Origin of the sequence: Rhizobium sp. CC-YZS058 (assembly GCF_034720595.1) — a bacterium.
In the GTDB taxonomy this organism is placed as follows: domain Bacteria; phylum Pseudomonadota; class Alphaproteobacteria; order Rhizobiales; family Rhizobiaceae; genus Ferranicluibacter.
This window is the reverse complement of sequence record NZ_JAYESJ010000001.1, coordinates 1,814,373-1,831,495: the sequence shown is the minus strand read 5'-3', so window position 1 is coordinate 1,831,495 and position 17,123 is coordinate 1,814,373. Positions and strand designations below refer to the sequence as shown.

The following is a 17,123-nucleotide window of genomic DNA, read 5'->3' as shown; positions in this document are numbered from 1 at the left end:
GCAAATACGGTAGCACAAGATAGACGGTACCAATTTTGGCACAGTTCTGTGCCGCTCGCCGCAAACGGAGGATCGCCTCATGGCAGATAAAAGTGCAACGGTAACGGTCAATGAAAAGTCCGTCGACGTGCCGGTGCGATCCGGTTCGATCGGGCCGGATGTCGTCGATATCGGCACGCTCTACAAGCAGACCGGCTGTTTCACCTACGACCCCGGCTTCACCTCGACCGCATCCTGCGAATCCAAGATCACCTATATCGATGGCGATGAAGGCGTTCTCCTGCATCGCGGCTACCCGATCGAGCAGCTGGCCGAGCAGGGCGACTTCCTCGAGGTCTGCTACCTCCTCCTCTATGGCGAACTCCCGACCGCTGCGCAGAAGAAGGATTTCGACCATCGCGTGACGCACCACACCATGGTGCACGAGCAGATGAGCCGCTTCTTCACCGGCTTCCGCCGCGACGCCCACCCCATGGCCGTCATGTGCGGTTGCGTCGGCGCGCTGTCGGCCTTCTACCATGACTCGACCGACATCACCGATCCGCACCAGCGGATGGTGGCCAGCCTGCGCATGATCGCCAAGATGCCGACCCTGGCAGCCATGGCCTACAAGTATCATGTCGGCCAACCCTTCGTGTATCCGAAGAACGATCTCGATTACGCGTCCAACTTCCTGCGCATGTGCTTTGCCGTGCCGTGCGAGGAATATGTCGTCAATCCGGTTCTGGCCCGCGCCATGGACCGCATCTTCATCCTGCATGCCGATCACGAGCAGAACGCTTCCACCTCGACCGTCCGCCTCGCCGGCTCGTCGGGCGCCAATCCCTTCGCCTGCATCGCCGCCGGCATCGCCTGCCTCTGGGGTCCGGCTCATGGCGGCGCCAACGAAGCCGCGCTCAACATGCTCGCCGAAATCGGCACGGTCGATCGCATCCCGGAATATGTGGCACGCGCCAAGGACAAGAACGATCCGTTCCGCCTGATGGGCTTCGGTCACCGGGTCTACAAGAACTACGATCCGCGCGCCAAGATCATGCAGAAGACCACGCACGAAGTTCTGGCGGAACTCGGCCACAAGGACGATCCGCTGCTCGAAGTTGCGATGGAACTGGAGCGGATCGCGCTGACCGACAGCTACTTCATCGAGAAGAAGCTGTACCCGAACATCGACTTCTATTCGGGTATCACGCTGAAGGCGCTCGGCTTCCCCACCACCATGTTCACCGTCCTCTTCGCGCTGGCCCGCACCGTCGGCTGGATCGCACAGTGGAACGAGATGATCGAGGATCCGGAACAGCGCATCGGCCGTCCGCGCCAGCTCTATATCGGCGAACCGAAGCGCGACTACGTTCCCGTCCCGAAGCGCTGAGACGCTCCGGGCACAGCCCGGCGGACGGAGACGAGAAAACGGAAACCCGGCTCATCGCAGCCGGGTTTTCCATGTCTGCGGCTATGCACCTTCCGATGGGAGCGCGGTATCGGGGACGGACGGGCATCCGCGCGGCTGTTGCGCGCCACGGCGAACCGGAAGCGGGATGGACTGCATGAAGGGAATGCACTCCTCGATCTCGTCCGGTAAATAGAAGCGGAACGCGCCTTGCGGGCCACGCACCATCGCGCCGAGGTACCGCCAGGACGAGGACTGGAGAAGCTCCTCGCTCGTTGGCGTGAGGAAGCTCGGCGGTTCGCCGGCCGCCTGGCGGATCAGACGCAGAGTCCCACCGCCGGCAACAACCGCCAGGGTGATCGCATCGACCCGGTAGAGATTGAAGCGCGGCTCCGGCCAGCTTTCCGAGAACAGCGGCCCAGACTGGCTCGTCCCGAACTGATCGCGGACCAGCATATCGAACATGCCGACGCCGCCTGGCCCCGACCAGCGCCTGAGCGATAGGGTTCCGCCCATCGAAGGAACCGGAACCTCCAGACATTCGCTCGGCAGCAGCATCACCACCGACGCAGTCGTCATCAGGAGCACGACTGACAACACAGCACAGCCGACCTTGATCCTGGCCGACCGCAAGGGCCAAGCCTGCGTCCGCTTCATCGTTGCTTCCAGCACAGGGCCCGACTCCTTCCATGAGGCATCACAAATATACAGGAAAGGCGCAGGTCGTGAAGGACTGATTCCGGGCATGATGCGTGAGCCTTTGCGTCTTCCGCCGCCATCGACTATATCCGCGCGATGACAAACGCTTCTTCCCTCCCCCCCATTCATGTCATCGGCGGCGGCCTGGCCGGCAGCGAGGCTGCCTGGCAGATCGCCGAAGCCGGCATTCCCGTGATCCTGCACGAAATGCGCGGCCTGCGGCCAACGGAAGCGCACAAGACCGATCATCTCGCCGAGCTCGTCTGCTCCAACTCCTTCCGCTCGGATGACGCAACCAGCAATGCCGTCGGCGTTCTGCATGCGGAAATGCGGCTGGCGGGATCGCTGATCATGGCCTGCGCCGATCGCAACCAGGTCCCCGCCGGCGGCGCTCTGGCGGTGGACCGGGAGGGCTTCTCCGCCGCAGTCACGAAGGCGATTGCCAGCCACCCGCTGATCCGCCTGGAACGCGGAGAGGTTCAGGGTCTGCCGCCGCAGGACTGGGGTCTTTCGATCGTCGCGACGGGTCCCTTGACCGCGCCGGCCCTCGCCGCCGCCATCCAGGCGGAGACCGGTGCGGATGCGCTGGCCTTCTTCGATGCCATTGCCCCGATCGTCCACACCGAAACGATCGACATGGATATCTGCTGGTTCCAGTCGCGCTACGACAAGGTCGGGCCGGGCGGCACAGGACGCGACTACATCAACTGCCCGATGGACGAGGCCCAATACAACGCCTTCATCGACGCGCTGGTGGCAGGCGATCGCACCGGATTCAAGGAATGGGAAGGCACGCCCTATTTCGATGGCTGCCTGCCGATCGAGGTCATGGCGGAGCGAGGCCGCGAAACCCTGCGCCACGGCCCGATGAAGCCGATGGGGCTGACCAATGCGCACCGCCCGGATGTGAAGCCCTATGCCGTCGTCCAGCTGCGCCAGGACAATGCGCTCGGCACGCTTTACAACATGGTCGGGTTCCAGACGAAGTTGAAATACGGCGCACAGGCGGAAGTATTCCGCCTGATTCCCGGTCTCGAACAGGCGGAATTCGCACGGCTCGGCGGGCTGCATCGCAACACCTACATCAACTCGCCGATCCTGCTCGACGGGTCGCTGCGTCTGAAATCCCGACCGTCACTGCGCTTTGCCGGCCAGATCACCGGCTGCGAAGGCTATGTGGAAAGTGCGAGCATCGGCCTGCTTGCCGGTCGGTTCGCCAGTGCCGAGCATCGCGGCGAAACCCCCGTCCTCCCGCCGGCGACAACGGCCTTCGGGGCCCTGCTCGGCCACATCACCGGCGGACATCTGACCGCCGAGGACGAAGTCGGGAAATCCTCATTCCAGCCGATGAACGTCAATTTCGGACTGTTCCCGCCGCTGGAGCCCGGGGCCATCACCAAGCCCGAGGGCGTCAAGCGGTTTCGCGGCAAGGAAAAGGCGATCGTCAAGAAGCAGCTTACAGCAGCGCGCGCCCTGGCCGATTGCGCCGCCTGGCTCGAAGGCCCGGTCAGACTGCCCCGATCGGCGTAGAGGGCGACGACGACGGCGTGAAGCTGCCCAGGATCCACAGTGCGATTTCGGCGGCGACGGCCGGGCTCTCGAAGCGATAGGTGCCGTCGAAGCGCGGATGGTCGAGGAAGTGCAGGGTCACCGAATCGGCGGCACTGGCCGGTGTGGCCTGGACACGACCCGGATCCATCAGGTGGCAGATGAAATGCGCGCCCTGGCTCAGCATCATCCCCGCCTTGCCGTCATGAAGACGCACGACATAGGCAGAGCCATCGACCGTGGCATGGATGGCGCGGATCGGCTCGTCGGGAAAGGCGCGGTTGAAGTCGAGAATGGCCTGCCCCTCGTCAGGTGCCGCGGCTTCGGCTTCCGTGCGCATCTTCATCCGCTGGAAAAACGCCGCTGCAGCCACCAGAGCCGCAGCCAGTATCACCCAGGAAATCATCCTTCACTCCCGTTCCGGGCCGCAGGGTCCGCCAGCCTGATCGTCACAGTGCCAATCCAGTCGCCGCGTAGATGACGCGCTGACTATCAGGCTCCGCCCGCATGGCTTTTCGCATGGCAAGCTTGCCCGGAGGCGTCGGGGCGGACTGACATTTCCCTCTACCACCGTCCGGTCCGCGCCGCGCGCCACATCCACCACTGACGTCGCCATTGCGCTGGCGCGATCGGCGCGTCGAAGAGATCGGCCCCTGCCGCCTCGGCCCGGCGGAAGACCGGGTCGGCAAGCGCGACGGTGGCATAGGCCGGCCGATTGGCGCGGCTGATGCGCTGTGCCGTCGCACGCGCCTTCGACAAATGCTCTCGGCCGAGCCCGACGAAGGCGGAGACCGCGCGGCCGATCGCCGCCTTGTCGCGCCCGTCCAGCACCATCTCCCGGCTGGTCCCGGTTGCCGTCAGCAGATCCGCCGGCAGATAGAGCTGCCCGCGCTGGCGGTGAATCGGCGCCAGCATCAAGAGACCGGCGACGGTCTGCGCCACGCCGGCGTGGCCGGCCGCATCGGAACTGGCGCGCGCGCCCTCGGGGTCGAGAATGAGGCAGGAAAGCTGGATGAGCGCGGACGCCGTTTCGCCGGCATAGCCCTCCAGCGCGGTGCGGCTTTCCATCGGATCGTCGTAGAGATCGAAAATGCGGGCGTCGATCATGTCGGTCAGCACGCCGACCGGGAGATGCCAGGTGCGGATCGTGTCGAGAAGCGCTGTTGCGACCGGGTGGCCCTCGCTGCCGGAACCGCCGCCCTGTTCCAGCACGTCCCGCCACCATTGCAGACGGATTTCGCCTGGCAAAGGCTCATGCACCAGTTCGCGGACCCGCGCGATCTCGGCATTGAAGGCATAGAGCGCCGCAAGCGCCGGCCGCTTCTCCTGCGGCGCCAGCAGGCAGGCGAGATAGCGGTCCCGGTCATGATCGCGCAGCGCGGCGAGGCATGGATCGAGCACTGGCGTTGATGAGGAGGCGGAAGCGGTCTGGTCGGTCATCTCTGCGAAGGCCCGGCTGTAAAAATTGGTGCGGGAATGGCGATCGGAGACGAACTCAGCCTGTGCCCGAAAGATGCAGGCATCAGACCGCGATCAGGGCTGCCGCGACGCGGCGCTCCTCGGCCAGCATGATGTTGTAGGTGCGAATGGCCGCGCCGGTGCTCATCGGATCGGAAGCCAGCCCATGCTCGCGAAACGCGCTCTTCAGCGGCGCCGGAAGCGGGCGAATATCGAGGCCCGTGCCGACCAGAAGCGTATCGAGCGCCTCGGCTTCCTCGAGCACGCGGGCAAAGACATCGCGCGTCAGCACATCGCCGCTTTCGACATCCCATCCATAAATGCCCGAGGGGAGAAGCAGCAGGGAGCCGCGGTGCGACATGCCGGCGAAGCGGAAGCCGCCATTGCCATAGCTGTCGATCGGTGCCCGACCGGGAAAGTGGGCGTTGCGAACTTCGATCGGTCGGCGCATCAGGCTGTATCCTTGAGGGGAACGGCAACCCGGTCGGGACGGCGCAGCCGGAAGAGAATGAGGATCGGTCCGGCAACGTAGATGGAGGAGAAGGTCGCCACGGCAATACCGAACATCAAAACGGTCGCGAAGGGACGGATCACGTCACTGCCGAAAGCCGCGAGCGCTGCGAGAGAAAGAATGGTCGTGGCGCCGGTCAGAATCGTGCGGGACAGGGTCTGATTGATCGACGTGTCGAGCAGGATCGGCAGCGGCATCCGCGGGAACTTCTTCAAATTTTCCCGGATGCGGTCATAGATGATCACCGTATCGTTCAGCGAATAGCCGACGACGGTGAGCAGTGCGGCAACGCTCGCCAGATTGAACTCCAGCCCCGTCAGCACGAAGAGACCGATGACGATCAGCACGTCGTGAAGCGTCGCGATGATCGCTCCGGCAGCGAATTGCCATTCGAACCTGACCCAGAGATAGACGAGGATCGACAGAAGCGAGACGGCGATGCCGAGCGTGGCGGCGCGGGCCAGCGCGGCCGAGATCGTCGGTCCGACCACTTCGACGCGCCGGAACTCATAGTCATCCTCCAGTTCGCCGCGTATGAGCAGCACGGCCGTCTGCTCGGCATTCTCCCCGCCCTGGCGCGACTGAACCCGCACCACCGCATCCCGCGCCGTCTGTCCGCGATCGGCGGAAACGGTGCCGAGGTTCAACTCGCCAAGCCGGCTGCGGATATCGGCGAGGTCGGCATTGCCCTCGCGCGCGCGCAGCTCCAGCACGGAGCCGCCGGAGAAATCGATGCCGAGGTTCATGCCGATCATGCCGAAGGCGAGCATGGATCCGAGCGACAGCACGGCCGTCACCGCGAAGACGATGTTGCGCACCGCCATGAAGCGGATGCCGAGCGTGTCGAACAGGCCGGTGCGGATGCTGCGCGGCAGCCGGCTGCGGGCCCGCTTGCGCAGCCAGGCATCCAGCATCACGCGCGTCAGCGTGAACGAGGTGAAAAGCGTGGTCACGATGCCGATGGCGAGCGTGACCGCAAAGCCGCGGATCGCGCCGGAGCCGAGATAAAGGAGAATGATTGCGGCAATCAGCGTCGTGATATTGGCATCGACGATGGCGCCGAAGGCGCGCGAGAAGCCGCTGCGCACCGCATCATAGACCGTGCGGCCGGCCTGGCCCTCCTCGCGCACGCGCTCGTAGACCAGCACGTTGCTGTCGACCGCCATTCCGATCGTCAACACGATGCCGGCAATGCCGGGCAATGTCAGGGGAAGCCCGCTAAGGCTCAAAACGGCGATCATCATGATGACATTGACCACGACCGCGATGCTCGCGATCGTGCCGAAGCTTCCGTAGAAGGCGATCATGAAGGCAACGATGACGATGGTGCTGACCCCGCCGGCAATCACCATGGCGCGGATCGCATCCTGTCCACGGCCGACGCCCGAGGTCCGCTCCTCCGCCACGGTCAATTGTGCAGGCAGCGCCCCGGCCCGGAGCACCAGAGCCAGATCCTGCGCCCCTTCCGGCGTCATCTCGGCCATCAGCCGCATGCGCCCGTCGGTCACCGGCGCCGTTACCGGCTGCAGGCCGATCACGGCATTGTCGAGAACGAGCGCGAGCTGGCTTCCGACCGCGCTGCGGGTCGCTTCGGCAAAACGCCGCGCCGCATCAGGCGTGAAAGTCAGGTCGACGGCGGGCGTGCCGCTCAATTCGTCGTCTACGGCTTCGGCATTCACCACATCATGGCTGGACACGATCGGTACGCGGCGAACGAGAACGGCCACCGGCGGATCCTCGGCCGAATAGAGCACCTCCGAGCCCGCTGGAGGCTGCGCCCCGATCAGTTGGCTGGAGGGGATCGAGGTGTCGATGATGCGGTAGGAGACATCGCCGGCCTGGCCGAGCACGGTTTTCAGCTGTTCGGGATCGTAGAGCCCCGGCACCTGCACGACGATCCGGTTGCCGCCCTGCCGGGAAATGCGCGGATTGGCCACGCCGAGCTCGGTCAGACGGCGGTCAAGCACCTCGATGCTGGCCGCGGCGGCCTCCGCAAGCCGGCTATCGATCCCGTCCCGCGTCAGCGTGACAGTCAGGGTGCCGCCCTCCCCGTCAGCCAGAACGAGCTCACGGCCGGCCCCGTCGCCGCCGCGGTCCGCAGCGCCGGCCAGCGGTGCAAGCGCTTGGCCGGCGGCCTCTCGCTGGCTTGGATCGCGCAGCGTCAGGGTCAGCCGATCGCCGCTTCCGCTCAGATTGGCAAAGGCGATATTCGCGCTGCGCAGCCGTGCGGCGACCGCATCGACGGCGGCCTGCAGGCGTTGGCGCGTGATCTCCGCGCGGTCGATGGCGAGCACGATGCGCGACCCGCCAGATAGGTCGAGCCCGAGCGACACCTGGCGATGCGGCAGCCAGTCCGGAACCCGGTCGAGGACGCTACGCGGCAGGAGGTTGGGCAAGGCGGCCAGGATGCTGGCCACGACGATCAGCCAGATGAAGACGGTTCCGAAGCGTGAGGTCTGCGGCATGACGCTCCTGGCGGTGTCCTTGGCCGATCCCTGGCGCGGCAGCCGCGCAGAATCAGTGAGAAATCGTTTGCGTCCGACCCCTTAGCACAGATCGGACAGGAAAGAGCAGATGCGAAAAGGCCCGCGGCACGGGGTGTGCGCGGGCCTTTGAATGTAACGCGGCGGCTAAGCTTCGGAAAGCCTTATTCCTTGACCGGCTCGCCCTTGACGCGCACTTCCGTCACGCCCGAGCGCACGACGCGGATCTTCACGCCGTCGGTCACTTCCACTTCCAGCTCGTTGTCGTCGATCACCTTGGTGACCTTGCCGACAATGCCGGCGACGATGACCTGGTCGCCGCGGCGAATGTTGCGCAGCAGTTCCTCACGGCGCTTCAGGGCGGCGCGCTGCGGCCGGATGATCAGGAAGTACATGACGACGAAGATCAGCAGGAAGGGCAGGATGGACATCAGGATATCCACGCTGCCGGCGCCGGTGGGGGTCGCCGTCTGTGCGAAGGCTTCCGTAAAGATCATCGATCACTCCTTGAAACTGGGTCTGCGGGCAAAAAGGGCCGTTCTGGCCGCCCGCCTTCGGGACCGCCGCACTATAAGGTCGGGCCTTGCGATTGCAACCGCCACCCGGCCCCGAGACGCTGGTTGTCCCGTCTTGTAAGCCCCGCGGTTGGCGCTTTCACCACCTCGTGATAGAGCGAGCCGCGTTCGCAAGGCCGAACCCACCCTCAAGACAGGCAGGAGAGACAAGATGTCCGCGAGGCTCGACACGCTGATCGCCGAGGTGCGCCGGCTCGCAAGCGCGCTGGAGCGCATGGCCGGCCCGCCGCCGCGGGACACCGACTGGAGTGCCGCGCCCTGCTTTGTCTGGGCACCGCATGAATCCTATCTCCAGCCCGTACCGCGCCCGAACCGCGTCGCCCTGTCTCTGATCCAGGGCGTCGACCACGTGCGCGATATCCTGCTCGACAACACGCTACGCTTTGCGGAAGGCTACCCGGCCAACAATGTGCTGCTCTGGGGCGCGCGCGGCATGGGCAAGTCGTCGCTGGTCAAGGCCGTGCATGCAGCGGTCATCGAGGCAACAGGCGTGGCGATGAAGCTGGTCGAGGTCCACCGCGAGGATATCGCCAGCCTCCCCGCTCTCATGGAGGTCCTCAAAGCCGCCCCAGCACCGGTTATCGTGTTCTGCGACGATCTCTCCTTCGACCATGACGACACGTCCTACAAGTCCTTGAAGGCCGTGCTCGATGGTGGCGTCGAGGGGCGGCCCGGCAACGTACTCCTCTATGCCACCTCCAACCGCCGCCATCTCTTGCCGCGAGACATGATCGAGAACGAGCGCTCCACGGCGATCAACCCGGCCGAAGCGGTCGAGGAAAAGGTCTCGCTTTCCGACCGGTTCGGGCTCTGGCTCGGCTTCCACAAATGCAGCCAGGAGGACTACCTGGCGATGATCGATGCCTATGCCGCCCATTTCCAGCTGGCGGTTTCGCCGGATCAGCTACATGCCGAAGCGCTGGAATGGAGCACGACGCGCGGTGCGCGCTCCGGCCGCGTCGCCTGGCAATTCATCCAGGACCTCGCCGGCCGCCTGCGCCAGCGCATCGAGCTTGGCTGAACGCACGAAAACGCGAAGCGCTCCCTTCCTGGAAGAAGGGAGCGCTCGGCCATCCAGGGACGCAAGACCTATTCGAGGAAGGTGGCCGGGTTGACTGCAGTGGCGTTCTTGCGCACTTCGAAATGCACCTGGGGCTGGCTGGCGCGACCGCTCATGCCGGAGGCGGCGAGCGTCTGGCCGCGCTGGATCTTCTGGCCGCGCTGCACCATCAGTTCCGATGCATTGCCATAAACCGTGACGGTGCCGTCGTCGTGGCGGACGAGAACGGCATTGCCGAGCTCCTTCAGGCTGGAGCCCGAATAGATGACGACGCCGTTTTCGGCAGCCTTGATCGGCGTGCCTTCCGGGACGGAAATGTTGATGCCGTCATTGCGGCTGCCTTCGACATTGGCGCCATAGCCGGCGATGACCGCGCCGCGCACCGGCCAGCGATATTTGCTGATGCCCGTGCCCTTCGGCGCTTCGTCGGAGCCATCGTCGCGCGAGGCGACTTCGGTGACGGACTGCTTGGCGACAGGCTCGGCGGCAGCAGCGGCCGGCGCTGCAGCCTTTACAGGTTCGGCCTTGACCGCGGCCGGCTGGGCTGCGGGGGCAACGGCGGGGGCCTTGGCGGGCAGCGAGGCCGTCGTCATCGGGTCCGCTGCGCCCGCCTTCGGCAGGGTCAGCGTCTGGCCGACGCGGATTGCGCCGCTGGTCAGGCCGTTCGCCTGGCGCAGCGCCTCGACGGAGACGTTGTTGGCCTTGGCGATGCGGTTCAGCGAGTCGCCGGACTTGACGATGTAGGTGCCCGCGCCGCCGCCTTCGCCGTTCGAGGCCAGGCGGCCGGTGTTGAGGTCGGCATTGCCCTTGCCCTTGTCACGCGACTGCGCCTGGGTCGGCAGGATCGCGACATCGCGGTTTTCGGGAAGCACCGGCGTGTTCTTCTGCTTGTCGACATCGAGCCGCGTCGCGGCATCCGAGGCCGATTGCTTGGCGGCGCTGCTGGCAACGCCATAGGTCGGGATGAGGATGCGCTGACCGACTTCGGCGTCGGAGGCGCGCTTCAGACCGTTGGCCCGCAGAATTTCCTTCTCCGGAACGCCAAACCGATTGGCCAGCGTGGCGATCGTATCGCCCTGGCGCAGAAGGACGGCGGGCGCATTGGCGGTGGACCAGCCGGCCTTGGACGGGGTCGAGGCGGTCTTGGTCATGTCCGGTGCGGCGAGAGCCGGCGTCTTGGCGGCGGCGGACGGGAGAGCCTGCGCTGCCGGGCGCAGGGCCGGTTCGCGCATGGCGGTTTCGCTGGCGACGGAAGGCTCCGCAAGTCCGCTGCGCTGGACGCTCATCGGCGTGGAGGCAACGCGGGCGCGGGAAACGGGGGCGGCGGAAACGGGATCCGGGAAAGGCTGGGCACTGGCCGAGGAGCGACCGGAATCCATCGGCGCCATGCCCGCACCGGCAACATCGCCGCGCGGAACCGGCTGGCCGGCCGGCTGCACCGAACTCGTGGTCAGACTGTCTCCGCGGGAAAACAGACCGCCGAAGCGCGTGGAGTCGGAACTGCACCCTGTGGCAACACTGGCCAGAAGAACCGCTGCCAGAACACGAACTGCCGACCGACCGACACTCGACGAAACTCTTACTCGCATGACGCCTACCTACCTGGAACCCTGCCCCGATGTAGGTTTATTAAAGCGTATTAAAGTTACCGGCCGGTTAAGGGGAAGCCCCGAGTTTCGTCTCCGGTGCCATTCCATCATCTGGAAGGCACGGAAAAAGCACAGGCAGATCAGAAGCTTTCGCGGTAGAACCGCTCGATCTCGGAACTCCTGACAGTGCTGTCGCGCTCGGTTTCGTAGGAGAAGGATTGGGTCTCCCAGCCGAACATGTCGCCCTTGACCAGAGGCTGCGATTCGCTGGCGACGGCGCGTGCGAGGTCCGCCTTGTCGGCATCGAGCAGCACGCTGACAAGCGTCTGGAAATCCGTTGGCTCCAGACCGGCTTCATCCTCGTATTCGAGCGAGCGCAGCCCCGCCACAGCGGCCTCGCGCGTGCCGAGATAGCGCAGGCTGTGCTGGTCCTCGGGGCGGAGCGCGTCGAAATAATCGATGAAGGCGCGGTAATAGGCGCGGCCGTCGCCAAGCTCGGTGAATCGGCCGAAAGCGGCATGTTCGCGGGCGGCAAGCTCCGGAGAGAGCTCGTTGTTCCATTCGGCGCGGGTCAACGGCGGATATTTCTCGCGCTCGCGCGCAACGCGACTGAGGAACAGCAGGGTTTCGGCCGAAAGCGCAACGCGGGAGGCGGGATCATAAAGCCCGGGCGCAGACGAAGGCGTCGCCTCGGTCACTTGAGGCGCCGCACTCGGTGCCGGCGCATCCTGCCGCTGGCCGTAGCCACCGCGACCGTCGCCTGCCGTCGGAGTCACCGTAAGCTTGCCTGGAATCTGCATCGTCCGCTCCTTGCGCGGTCCGCCGCGCCCAGCGTCAATCCGATCCTCCGACGCCAGTCTAACAGGACCCTCTTGAACAGGTCTAGCGACGCGAGCTTGCGTGAGGCTTTTGGGTGAACGAAGCGTGGGGCGCAGCCCTTGGCTGTCCCGTTACAGGAACGCAGCCATCTTCGGGACGATCGGCAGGTAGGGCGCGTCGAACAGGTCTTCGCGGTCGAAGCGGCTGCCGGTGCGGGTCAGGCGCACCATCCGGCATTCGGTTTCGCTCGCCATGATCGGCACCATCAGGACGCCGCCCGAGACCAGATGGTCGGCGAAGATGCGCGGAAGGCTTTCGAAGGCGCAAGTGACGAGAATACGATCGAAGGTCCCCTCCCCCTGCAGACCGGCCGCGCCGTCGGCCTGTCGGACGACGACATTGCGCAAACCGACCTTTTCCAGATTGGCCTGCGCCCCGGTCACCAGCGTGCGATAGCGCTCCAGCGTCAAGACACGCTCGGCGATGCGCCCCATCACCGCCGCCGTAAAGCCCGTTCCCGTGCCGACCTCCAGAATGCGCTGGCCGGCCTTGACGCCCAGGTGATGGATGACCCGGACGGCGTAATCATAGCCCTCCATGAACGCGCCGCAGTCGATCGGCACCAGACGCGGGCTCAGCGCTTCGGCCTGATAGAGCGCTGGCGCGAACGCGGTGCGAGGCGTTTCCTCGACTGCGTTGAGCAGGCCTTTGGCGGTAATGCCTTCCGCACGCAGCCGCAGGACCAGCTTCGCAAACCCTTCCTGCTCCATGGCACGTGCGATCATGCACGGTCTCCGGCAAGAGCGTCGGTCAGCGTGTCGAGAACCGAATGATCGGTCAGGTCGAGCTTCAGCGGCGTCACGGAAATCCGGTTCTCGCGCACCGCGTGGATGTCCGTTCCTTCCCGGAACTCGCCCAACCGGTCGCCGAAGCGCAGCCAGTAATAGGGGTAGCCACGCCCATCCGTCCGTTCGTCGACGACCATGCCGAAATCGAGCTTGCCCTGTTCGGTCACCTCTGTCGCGACGACGGCATCGGGCGCGCAGTTGGGGAAGTTCAGGTTGAGGAAGGTGAAGGCGGGAAGCTCAACCGTCATCAGCCTGCGGATCAGCGCCGGCGCATGCGTCTCGGCCACCGCCCAGGGGGCAATGCGGTCCGTGCCGTGCTTGTAGGCTTGGCTGAGCGCCATGGACCGCACGCCTTGCAGCGTGCCTTCGATGGCGCCGGCGATCGTGCCGGAATAGGTAACGTCATCGGCCATGTTGGCGCCCATATTGACCCCGGAGAGGATCAGATCGGGCTTGCCGCCCAGCACCTTGCGGATTGCCATGATCACGCAGTCGGTTGGCGTGCCGCGCAAGGCAAAATGCTTCTCGGAGATCTGGCGCAGGCGCAGCGGCTCGGACAAGGTCAGCGAATGGGCAAGACCGCTCTGATCCGTCTCCGGCGCCACCACCCAAACGTCGTCAGTCAGCGTCCGGGCAATCCGCTCCAGCACCTGCAGGCCCTCGGCGTGGATCCCGTCGTCATTGGTCAGCAAAATGCGCATGAAGTCCGTCTGCCTCTCTGGCCGTCGTGATCAGGCCGCTTTCTCGATCCGCGTTACGCCACCCATATAAGGCAGCAGCGCGTCCGGCACGGTCACGGAGCCATCCTCGTTGAGATAATTTTCCATGACCGCGATGAGGCAGCGACCGACGGCTGTGCCGGAGCCGTTCAGCGTGTGAACGAACTTGAGCGCCTTCTCGTCGCGGGCGCGGTAGCGCGCGTTCATGCGCCGGGCCTGGAAATCGCCGCAGACCGAGCAGGAGGAGATTTCGCGATAGGTATCCTGGCCGGGAAGCCAGACCTCGAGGTCGTAGGTCTTGCGCGCGCCGAACCCCATGTCGCCGGTGCAAAGCGTCATGACGCGGTAATGCAGGCCGAGGCGCTTCAGCACCTCCTCGGCGCAGGCGGTCATCCGCTCATGCTCCTCGACGGCGCTGTCTGCGTCGGTGATCGAGACGAGCTCGCACTTCCAGAACTGATGCTGGCGCAGCATGCCCCGCGTGTCGCGCCCGGCCGAGCCGGCTTCGGAGCGGAAGGAGGGGGTCAGCGCGGTGAAGCGCAGCGGCAGTTTCTCCTGCTCCAGGATCTCGTCCCGCACAAGGTTCGTCAGCGTCACCTCCGCCGTCGGGATCAGCCAGCGGCCATCGGTCGTGCGGAACAGGTCTTCGGCAAATTTGGGCAGCTGCCCCGTGCCATACATGGCATCGTCGCGCACCATCAGCGGCGACGAGACTTCCGTGTAGCCGTGCTCGCCGGTGTGCAGGTCCAGCATGAACTGGCCGAGCGCCCGTTCGAGCCGGGCGAGGTGTCCGGTCAGAACCGTGAACCGCGCGCCGGATAGCTTGGCCGCCCGTTCGAAATCCATCAGCCCAAGGGCCTCGCCGATCTCGTAATGCTCGCGGGCCGCGTGGTTCCAGCCGGGTTTGGCGCCGACGGTGCGGGCGACGACGTTGCCATGCTCATCCTCGCCGACCGGCACGTCGTCATAGGGAATGTTCGGCACGCGGGAGAGCATGTCGTTCAAAGCGGCCTCGACCTGCCGGCTCTCTTCCTCCAGCGCCGGCATCGTGGTCTTCAGCGTCGCGACCTCGGCTTTCAGCTGCTCGGCCAGCGCGCCATCCTGGCGCGCCATGGCCGCGCCGATCTCCTTGGAAGCGCTGTTGCGGCGCGACTGCATGTCCTGGAGAGACTGGAGGAGGCTGCGGCGCTTCTCGTCGAGCGCGAGGAAGGCTTCGGCCTGCGGCGGCGCATGGCGCTTGGCGAGCGCAGCGTCGAGCGCCTGCGGATTGTCCCTGATCCATTTGATGTCGAGCATGTCCCACTCCGAAGTCCGGTCTGGGGGCGGGAAAAGACTGAAGGCCGGCGCCCGCCCCGACACCTGCCTCGTTCGGCCCGGAGAGACGATCATGCGCCGCCCTGCCCGCCGGCTTGTCCGGGGGCACGGCAGCGCCTGCGGCGTCAGTCGTCCTGCTCGGTCAAGGCCCGGGCGGCCGTGTCGCGCGCCCTCTGGCGCTCGATGAGTCGGGCCGTATAGATCGATATCTCGTAGAGAAGGATGGCCGGCACGGCAAGACCGATCTGGGAGACCGGATCCGGCGGGGTCAGCACCGCCGCAACGATGAAGGAGATGACGATCGCATATTTGCGCTTGGCCGCCAGCTGGTCGCCGGTGACGAAGCCCACGCGCGCGAGGAGCGTCGTGACGACCGGCAGCTGGAAGACAAGCCCGAAGGCGAAGATCAGCGACATGATCAGGCTCAGATATTCCGAGACCTTCGGCAGAAGCTGGATCGCCACCTGCCCCTCGCCGCCTTCCTGCTGCATGTTCAGGAAGAACCACATGACCATGGGCGTGAAGAAGAAATAGACGAGGCAGGCGCCGAGCAGGAACAGCAGCGGCGAGGCGATGAGGAAGGGCAGGAAGGCGGCGCGCTCGTTCTTGTAGAGACCCGGGGCGACGAACTTGTAGACCTGCGTCGCGATCATCGGAAAGGCGATGACCAGAGCGCCGAACATCGCGACCTTGATCTGGGTGAAGAAGAACTCCTGCGGCGCCGTATAGATCAGCTCGACGCCCCTTGTATCGAGCCCCGCCCAGGACACTGCCCATTTGAACGGCTGCACCAGCACGTTGAAGATCTGCTTGGCAAAGAAGAAGCAGACGAGGAAGGCCAGAAAGAAAGCGCCGACCGCCCACATCAGTCGGGTGCGCAGTTCGATCAGATGTTCGATCAGCGGCTGGGGCCGGTCTTCGATCTCGCCGCTCATGCCTCGTCTCCGGTCTTGGGTGTGGCAGTCGGCTCGCCGCCAGGTGCAGCCGTCTTCGTCTTGCGGGTGCGCACCGGCTTCTCGCCTTCGAGCGCCGCGACGGCCTTCGCCGTCCGCTTGCGCGGCGCGGGTGTCTCCGCCTCCGGCACCGTCGTTCCCGCCGCAGCCTTCGCGCGGGGCTTGCGCTTCGGCTTGGCAATGTCCTCGACCGTCACGACAGGCGCGGGCTCAACGGAAGGAAGGGCTGCGCTCGTCACCGGGGAGACCGGAGAGGCGGGGAGCGGCGGAGCCGCGCTGGCTGCCGAAGCGGGTGCGGCCTCGCCGGCTGCCAGAGGCGCAGCAGGTGTAGCAAGGGGGCCAGCCGGCGGCACGGCGGAGAGTGGCGGGCTCGGCTCGGCGGGCGCGATCGGCGCCGGCGCGGCGACAGGTGCCGTTTCGCCCGGCTGCGGCGTCATCACCGGCGTATCGGGCCGGGTGGAGCGCTGGAGATCGGCCTTGATCTCGTTCCCCATCTGCCGCAGCGGGTTCATCGCCTCGCGCAGCGTGTTGGCCGGGTTAAGGCTGCGCGCATCGTTGATCGTCTTGCGGACGTCGTCGAGATCGGCCTCCCGCAGGGCTTCATCGAACTGATGGCGGAAATCCGCGGCCATGCCGCGCATCTTCGTCATCATCCGGCCAAAGGTCCTCAGCATGGGCGGCAGGTCTTTCGGACCTACCACGATGATCAGGACGATGGCGATGACCACCAGTTCGGTCCAGCCGACGTCAAGCATGGTTCAGCAACTCCGCACAGAGGCAGACACGGGCTTCGATCGCGCGTCGTGTCGACGGGATCAGCGGACTTCGTCGGATTTGTGTTCGACGGTGCGCGAGTCGAGCGGAACACCCTTGGCGTCATACCCTGCCTTGGGGTCGTAGGGCTTGGTCTCAGCGGTCGAGTCCTCGTCGCTCATGCCCTTCTTGAAGCTCTTGATGCCCTTGGCGACATCCCCCATCAGCTCCGGAATCTTGCCGCGGCCGAAAAGCAGCAGCACGACCACGAGAACGATGAGCCAGTGCCAGATGCTGAAGGAACCCATGTCTTAACTCCTCGAAAATGCTTGGCTCTCATATCGGTCGCCCGACCGGCCATTGCAAACATGATTGTTGGTTAAAGGAAAGGCGAAGAGCGCGCAATG

17 protein-coding genes are annotated in these 17,123 nt (G+C 65.4%); 3 read left to right on the top strand and 14 right to left on the bottom strand.

Features of this window, described 5'->3' with window-relative positions; translation table 11 throughout:
- Nucleotides 1-79 precede the first annotated feature (79 nt).
- A complete protein-coding gene (gene gltA, locus U8330_RS08655; protein ID WP_323104808.1) occupies nt 80-1,369 on the top strand; it encodes a citrate synthase in 1,290 nt (429 codons plus the stop codon).
- A gap of 81 nt (nt 1,370-1,450) precedes the next feature.
- Here gltA and U8330_RS08650 read toward each other — a convergent pair whose 3' ends face one another.
- A complete protein-coding gene (locus tag U8330_RS08650) occupies nt 1,451-1,966 on the bottom strand; it encodes a hypothetical protein (protein ID WP_323104807.1) in 516 nt (171 codons plus the stop codon).
- Between the two features lie 216 nt (nt 1,967-2,182).
- Between U8330_RS08650 and trmFO the strand changes: the two genes are divergently transcribed.
- Nucleotides 2,183-3,616, top strand: a complete 1,434-nt coding sequence (trmFO, locus tag U8330_RS08645; protein ID WP_323104805.1) for a methylenetetrahydrofolate--tRNA-(uracil(54)-C(5))-methyltransferase (FADH(2)-oxidizing) TrmFO — start codon at nt 2,183-2,185, stop codon at nt 3,614-3,616.
- Here trmFO and U8330_RS08640 read toward each other — a convergent pair.
- From U8330_RS08640 to yajC, 5 genes are all read right to left on the bottom strand, one after another.
- A complete protein-coding gene (locus U8330_RS08640; protein ID WP_323104804.1) occupies nt 3,594-4,040 on the bottom strand; it encodes a hypothetical protein in 447 nt (148 codons plus the stop codon). The genes trmFO and U8330_RS08640 overlap by 23 nt on opposite strands.
- A 158-nt stretch (nt 4,041-4,198) precedes the next feature.
- On the bottom strand, nt 4,199-5,074 hold the full coding sequence (locus U8330_RS08635; protein WP_323104802.1) for a phytoene/squalene synthase family protein: 876 nt from the start codon (nt 5,072-5,074) through the stop codon (nt 4,199-4,201).
- Nucleotides 5,075-5,156: 82 nt separating this feature from the next.
- A complete protein-coding gene (locus U8330_RS08630; RefSeq protein WP_323104800.1) occupies nt 5,157-5,543 on the bottom strand; it encodes an Mth938-like domain-containing protein in 387 nt (128 codons plus the stop codon).
- Nucleotides 5,543-8,068 (bottom strand): protein translocase subunit SecD, encoded by a 2,526-nt coding sequence (gene secD, locus U8330_RS08625; RefSeq protein ID WP_323104799.1) that lies wholly within the window; start codon nt 8,066-8,068, stop codon nt 5,543-5,545. The genes U8330_RS08630 and secD overlap by 1 nt, the downstream gene beginning before the upstream one ends.
- Nucleotides 8,069-8,250: 182 nt before the next feature.
- Nucleotides 8,251-8,583, bottom strand: coding sequence for a preprotein translocase subunit YajC (gene yajC, locus U8330_RS08620; RefSeq protein ID WP_323104797.1), 333 nt, complete (start codon nt 8,581-8,583; stop codon nt 8,251-8,253).
- 229 nt (nt 8,584-8,812) lie between these two features.
- Here yajC and U8330_RS08615 point away from each other — a divergent pair, with 229 nt between their 5' ends.
- Nucleotides 8,813-9,682: an ATP-binding protein gene (locus tag U8330_RS08615; protein ID WP_323104795.1), complete on the top strand. Its 870-nt coding sequence runs from the start codon at nt 8,813-8,815 to the stop codon at nt 9,680-9,682.
- Between the two features lie 68 nt (nt 9,683-9,750).
- On the opposite strand, the gene U8330_RS08610 is transcribed toward U8330_RS08615, so the two are convergent.
- The 8 genes from U8330_RS08610 to U8330_RS08575 all read right to left on the bottom strand — a co-directional run bounded on the left by U8330_RS08610 (nt 9,751) and on the right by U8330_RS08575 (nt 17,024).
- Nucleotides 9,751-11,310: a LysM peptidoglycan-binding domain-containing M23 family metallopeptidase gene (locus tag U8330_RS08610; RefSeq protein WP_323104794.1), complete on the bottom strand. Its 1,560-nt coding sequence runs from the start codon at nt 11,308-11,310 to the stop codon at nt 9,751-9,753.
- A gap of 140 nt (nt 11,311-11,450) precedes the next feature.
- Nucleotides 11,451-12,110, bottom strand: coding sequence for a biotin biosynthesis protein BioC (locus U8330_RS08605; RefSeq protein ID WP_323104793.1), 660 nt, complete (start codon nt 12,108-12,110; stop codon nt 11,451-11,453).
- Nucleotides 12,111-12,260: 150 nt separating this feature from the next.
- Nucleotides 12,261-12,914, bottom strand: a complete 654-nt coding sequence (locus U8330_RS08600; RefSeq protein ID WP_323104791.1) for a protein-L-isoaspartate(D-aspartate) O-methyltransferase — start codon at nt 12,912-12,914, stop codon at nt 12,261-12,263.
- Complete coding sequence (gene surE / locus U8330_RS08595) at nt 12,911-13,678, bottom strand: 5'/3'-nucleotidase SurE (protein WP_323104789.1); 768 nt, start codon at nt 13,676-13,678, stop codon at nt 12,911-12,913. Before surE ends, U8330_RS08600 begins: the two co-directional genes overlap by 4 nt.
- 30 nt (nt 13,679-13,708) lie before the next feature.
- The gene (gene serS, locus U8330_RS08590; protein WP_323104788.1) at nt 13,709-14,992 is read right to left on the bottom strand and encodes a serine--tRNA ligase; all 1,284 of its coding nucleotides are present in this window, start codon (nt 14,990-14,992) and stop codon (nt 13,709-13,711) included.
- Between the two features lie 143 nt (nt 14,993-15,135).
- Nucleotides 15,136-15,945, bottom strand: coding sequence for a twin-arginine translocase subunit TatC (gene tatC / locus U8330_RS08585; protein WP_323104787.1), 810 nt, complete (start codon nt 15,943-15,945; stop codon nt 15,136-15,138).
- Nucleotides 15,942-16,718, bottom strand: a complete 777-nt coding sequence (gene tatB, locus U8330_RS08580) for a Sec-independent protein translocase protein TatB (protein WP_323104786.1) — start codon at nt 16,716-16,718, stop codon at nt 15,942-15,944. The genes tatC and tatB overlap by 4 nt, the downstream gene beginning before the upstream one ends.
- 60 nt (nt 16,719-16,778) lie before the next feature.
- Complete coding sequence (locus U8330_RS08575) at nt 16,779-17,024, bottom strand: twin-arginine translocase TatA/TatE family subunit (protein ID WP_323104785.1); 246 nt, start codon at nt 17,022-17,024, stop codon at nt 16,779-16,781.
- Nucleotides 17,025-17,123: the final 99 nt, after the last annotated feature.

Excerpts from the sequence above, each read along its gene's own strand:
- secD (WP_323104799.1), bottom strand. The coding sequence starts at position 8,068 with ATGCCGCAGACCTCACGCTTCGGAACCGTCTTCATCTGGCTGATCGTC.
- tatC (WP_323104787.1), bottom strand. The coding sequence starts at position 15,945 with ATGAGCGGCGAGATCGAAGACCGGCCCCAGCCGCTGATCGAACATCTG.
- gltA (WP_323104808.1), top strand. The coding sequence starts at position 80 with ATGGCAGATAAAAGTGCAACGGTAACGGTCAATGAAAAGTCCGTCGAC.
- surE (WP_323104789.1), bottom strand. The coding sequence starts at position 13,678 with ATGCGCATTTTGCTGACCAATGACGACGGGATCCACGCCGAGGGCCTG.
- U8330_RS08635 (WP_323104802.1), bottom strand. The coding sequence starts at position 5,074 with ATGACCGACCAGACCGCTTCCGCCTCCTCATCAACGCCAGTGCTCGAT.
- yajC (WP_323104797.1), bottom strand. The coding sequence starts at position 8,583 with ATGATCTTTACGGAAGCCTTCGCACAGACGGCGACCCCCACCGGCGCC.
- trmFO (WP_323104805.1), top strand. The coding sequence starts at position 2,183 with ATGACAAACGCTTCTTCCCTCCCCCCCATTCATGTCATCGGCGGCGGC.
- U8330_RS08610 (WP_323104794.1), bottom strand. The coding sequence starts at position 11,310 with ATGCGAGTAAGAGTTTCGTCGAGTGTCGGTCGGTCGGCAGTTCGTGTT.
- U8330_RS08615 (WP_323104795.1), top strand. The coding sequence starts at position 8,813 with ATGTCCGCGAGGCTCGACACGCTGATCGCCGAGGTGCGCCGGCTCGCA.
- U8330_RS08630 (WP_323104800.1), bottom strand. The coding sequence starts at position 5,543 with ATGCGCCGACCGATCGAAGTTCGCAACGCCCACTTTCCCGGTCGGGCA.
- U8330_RS08600 (WP_323104791.1), bottom strand. The coding sequence starts at position 12,914 with ATGATCGCACGTGCCATGGAGCAGGAAGGGTTTGCGAAGCTGGTCCTG.
- U8330_RS08605 (WP_323104793.1), bottom strand. The coding sequence starts at position 12,110 with ATGCAGATTCCAGGCAAGCTTACGGTGACTCCGACGGCAGGCGACGGT.
- tatB (WP_323104786.1), bottom strand. The coding sequence starts at position 16,718 with ATGCTTGACGTCGGCTGGACCGAACTGGTGGTCATCGCCATCGTCCTG.
- U8330_RS08640 (WP_323104804.1), bottom strand. The coding sequence starts at position 4,040 with ATGATTTCCTGGGTGATACTGGCTGCGGCTCTGGTGGCTGCAGCGGCG.
- U8330_RS08650 (WP_323104807.1), bottom strand. The coding sequence starts at position 1,966 with ATGACGACTGCGTCGGTGGTGATGCTGCTGCCGAGCGAATGTCTGGAG.
- U8330_RS08575 (WP_323104785.1), bottom strand. The coding sequence starts at position 17,024 with ATGGGTTCCTTCAGCATCTGGCACTGGCTCATCGTTCTCGTGGTCGTG.
- serS (WP_323104788.1), bottom strand. The coding sequence starts at position 14,992 with ATGCTCGACATCAAATGGATCAGGGACAATCCGCAGGCGCTCGACGCT.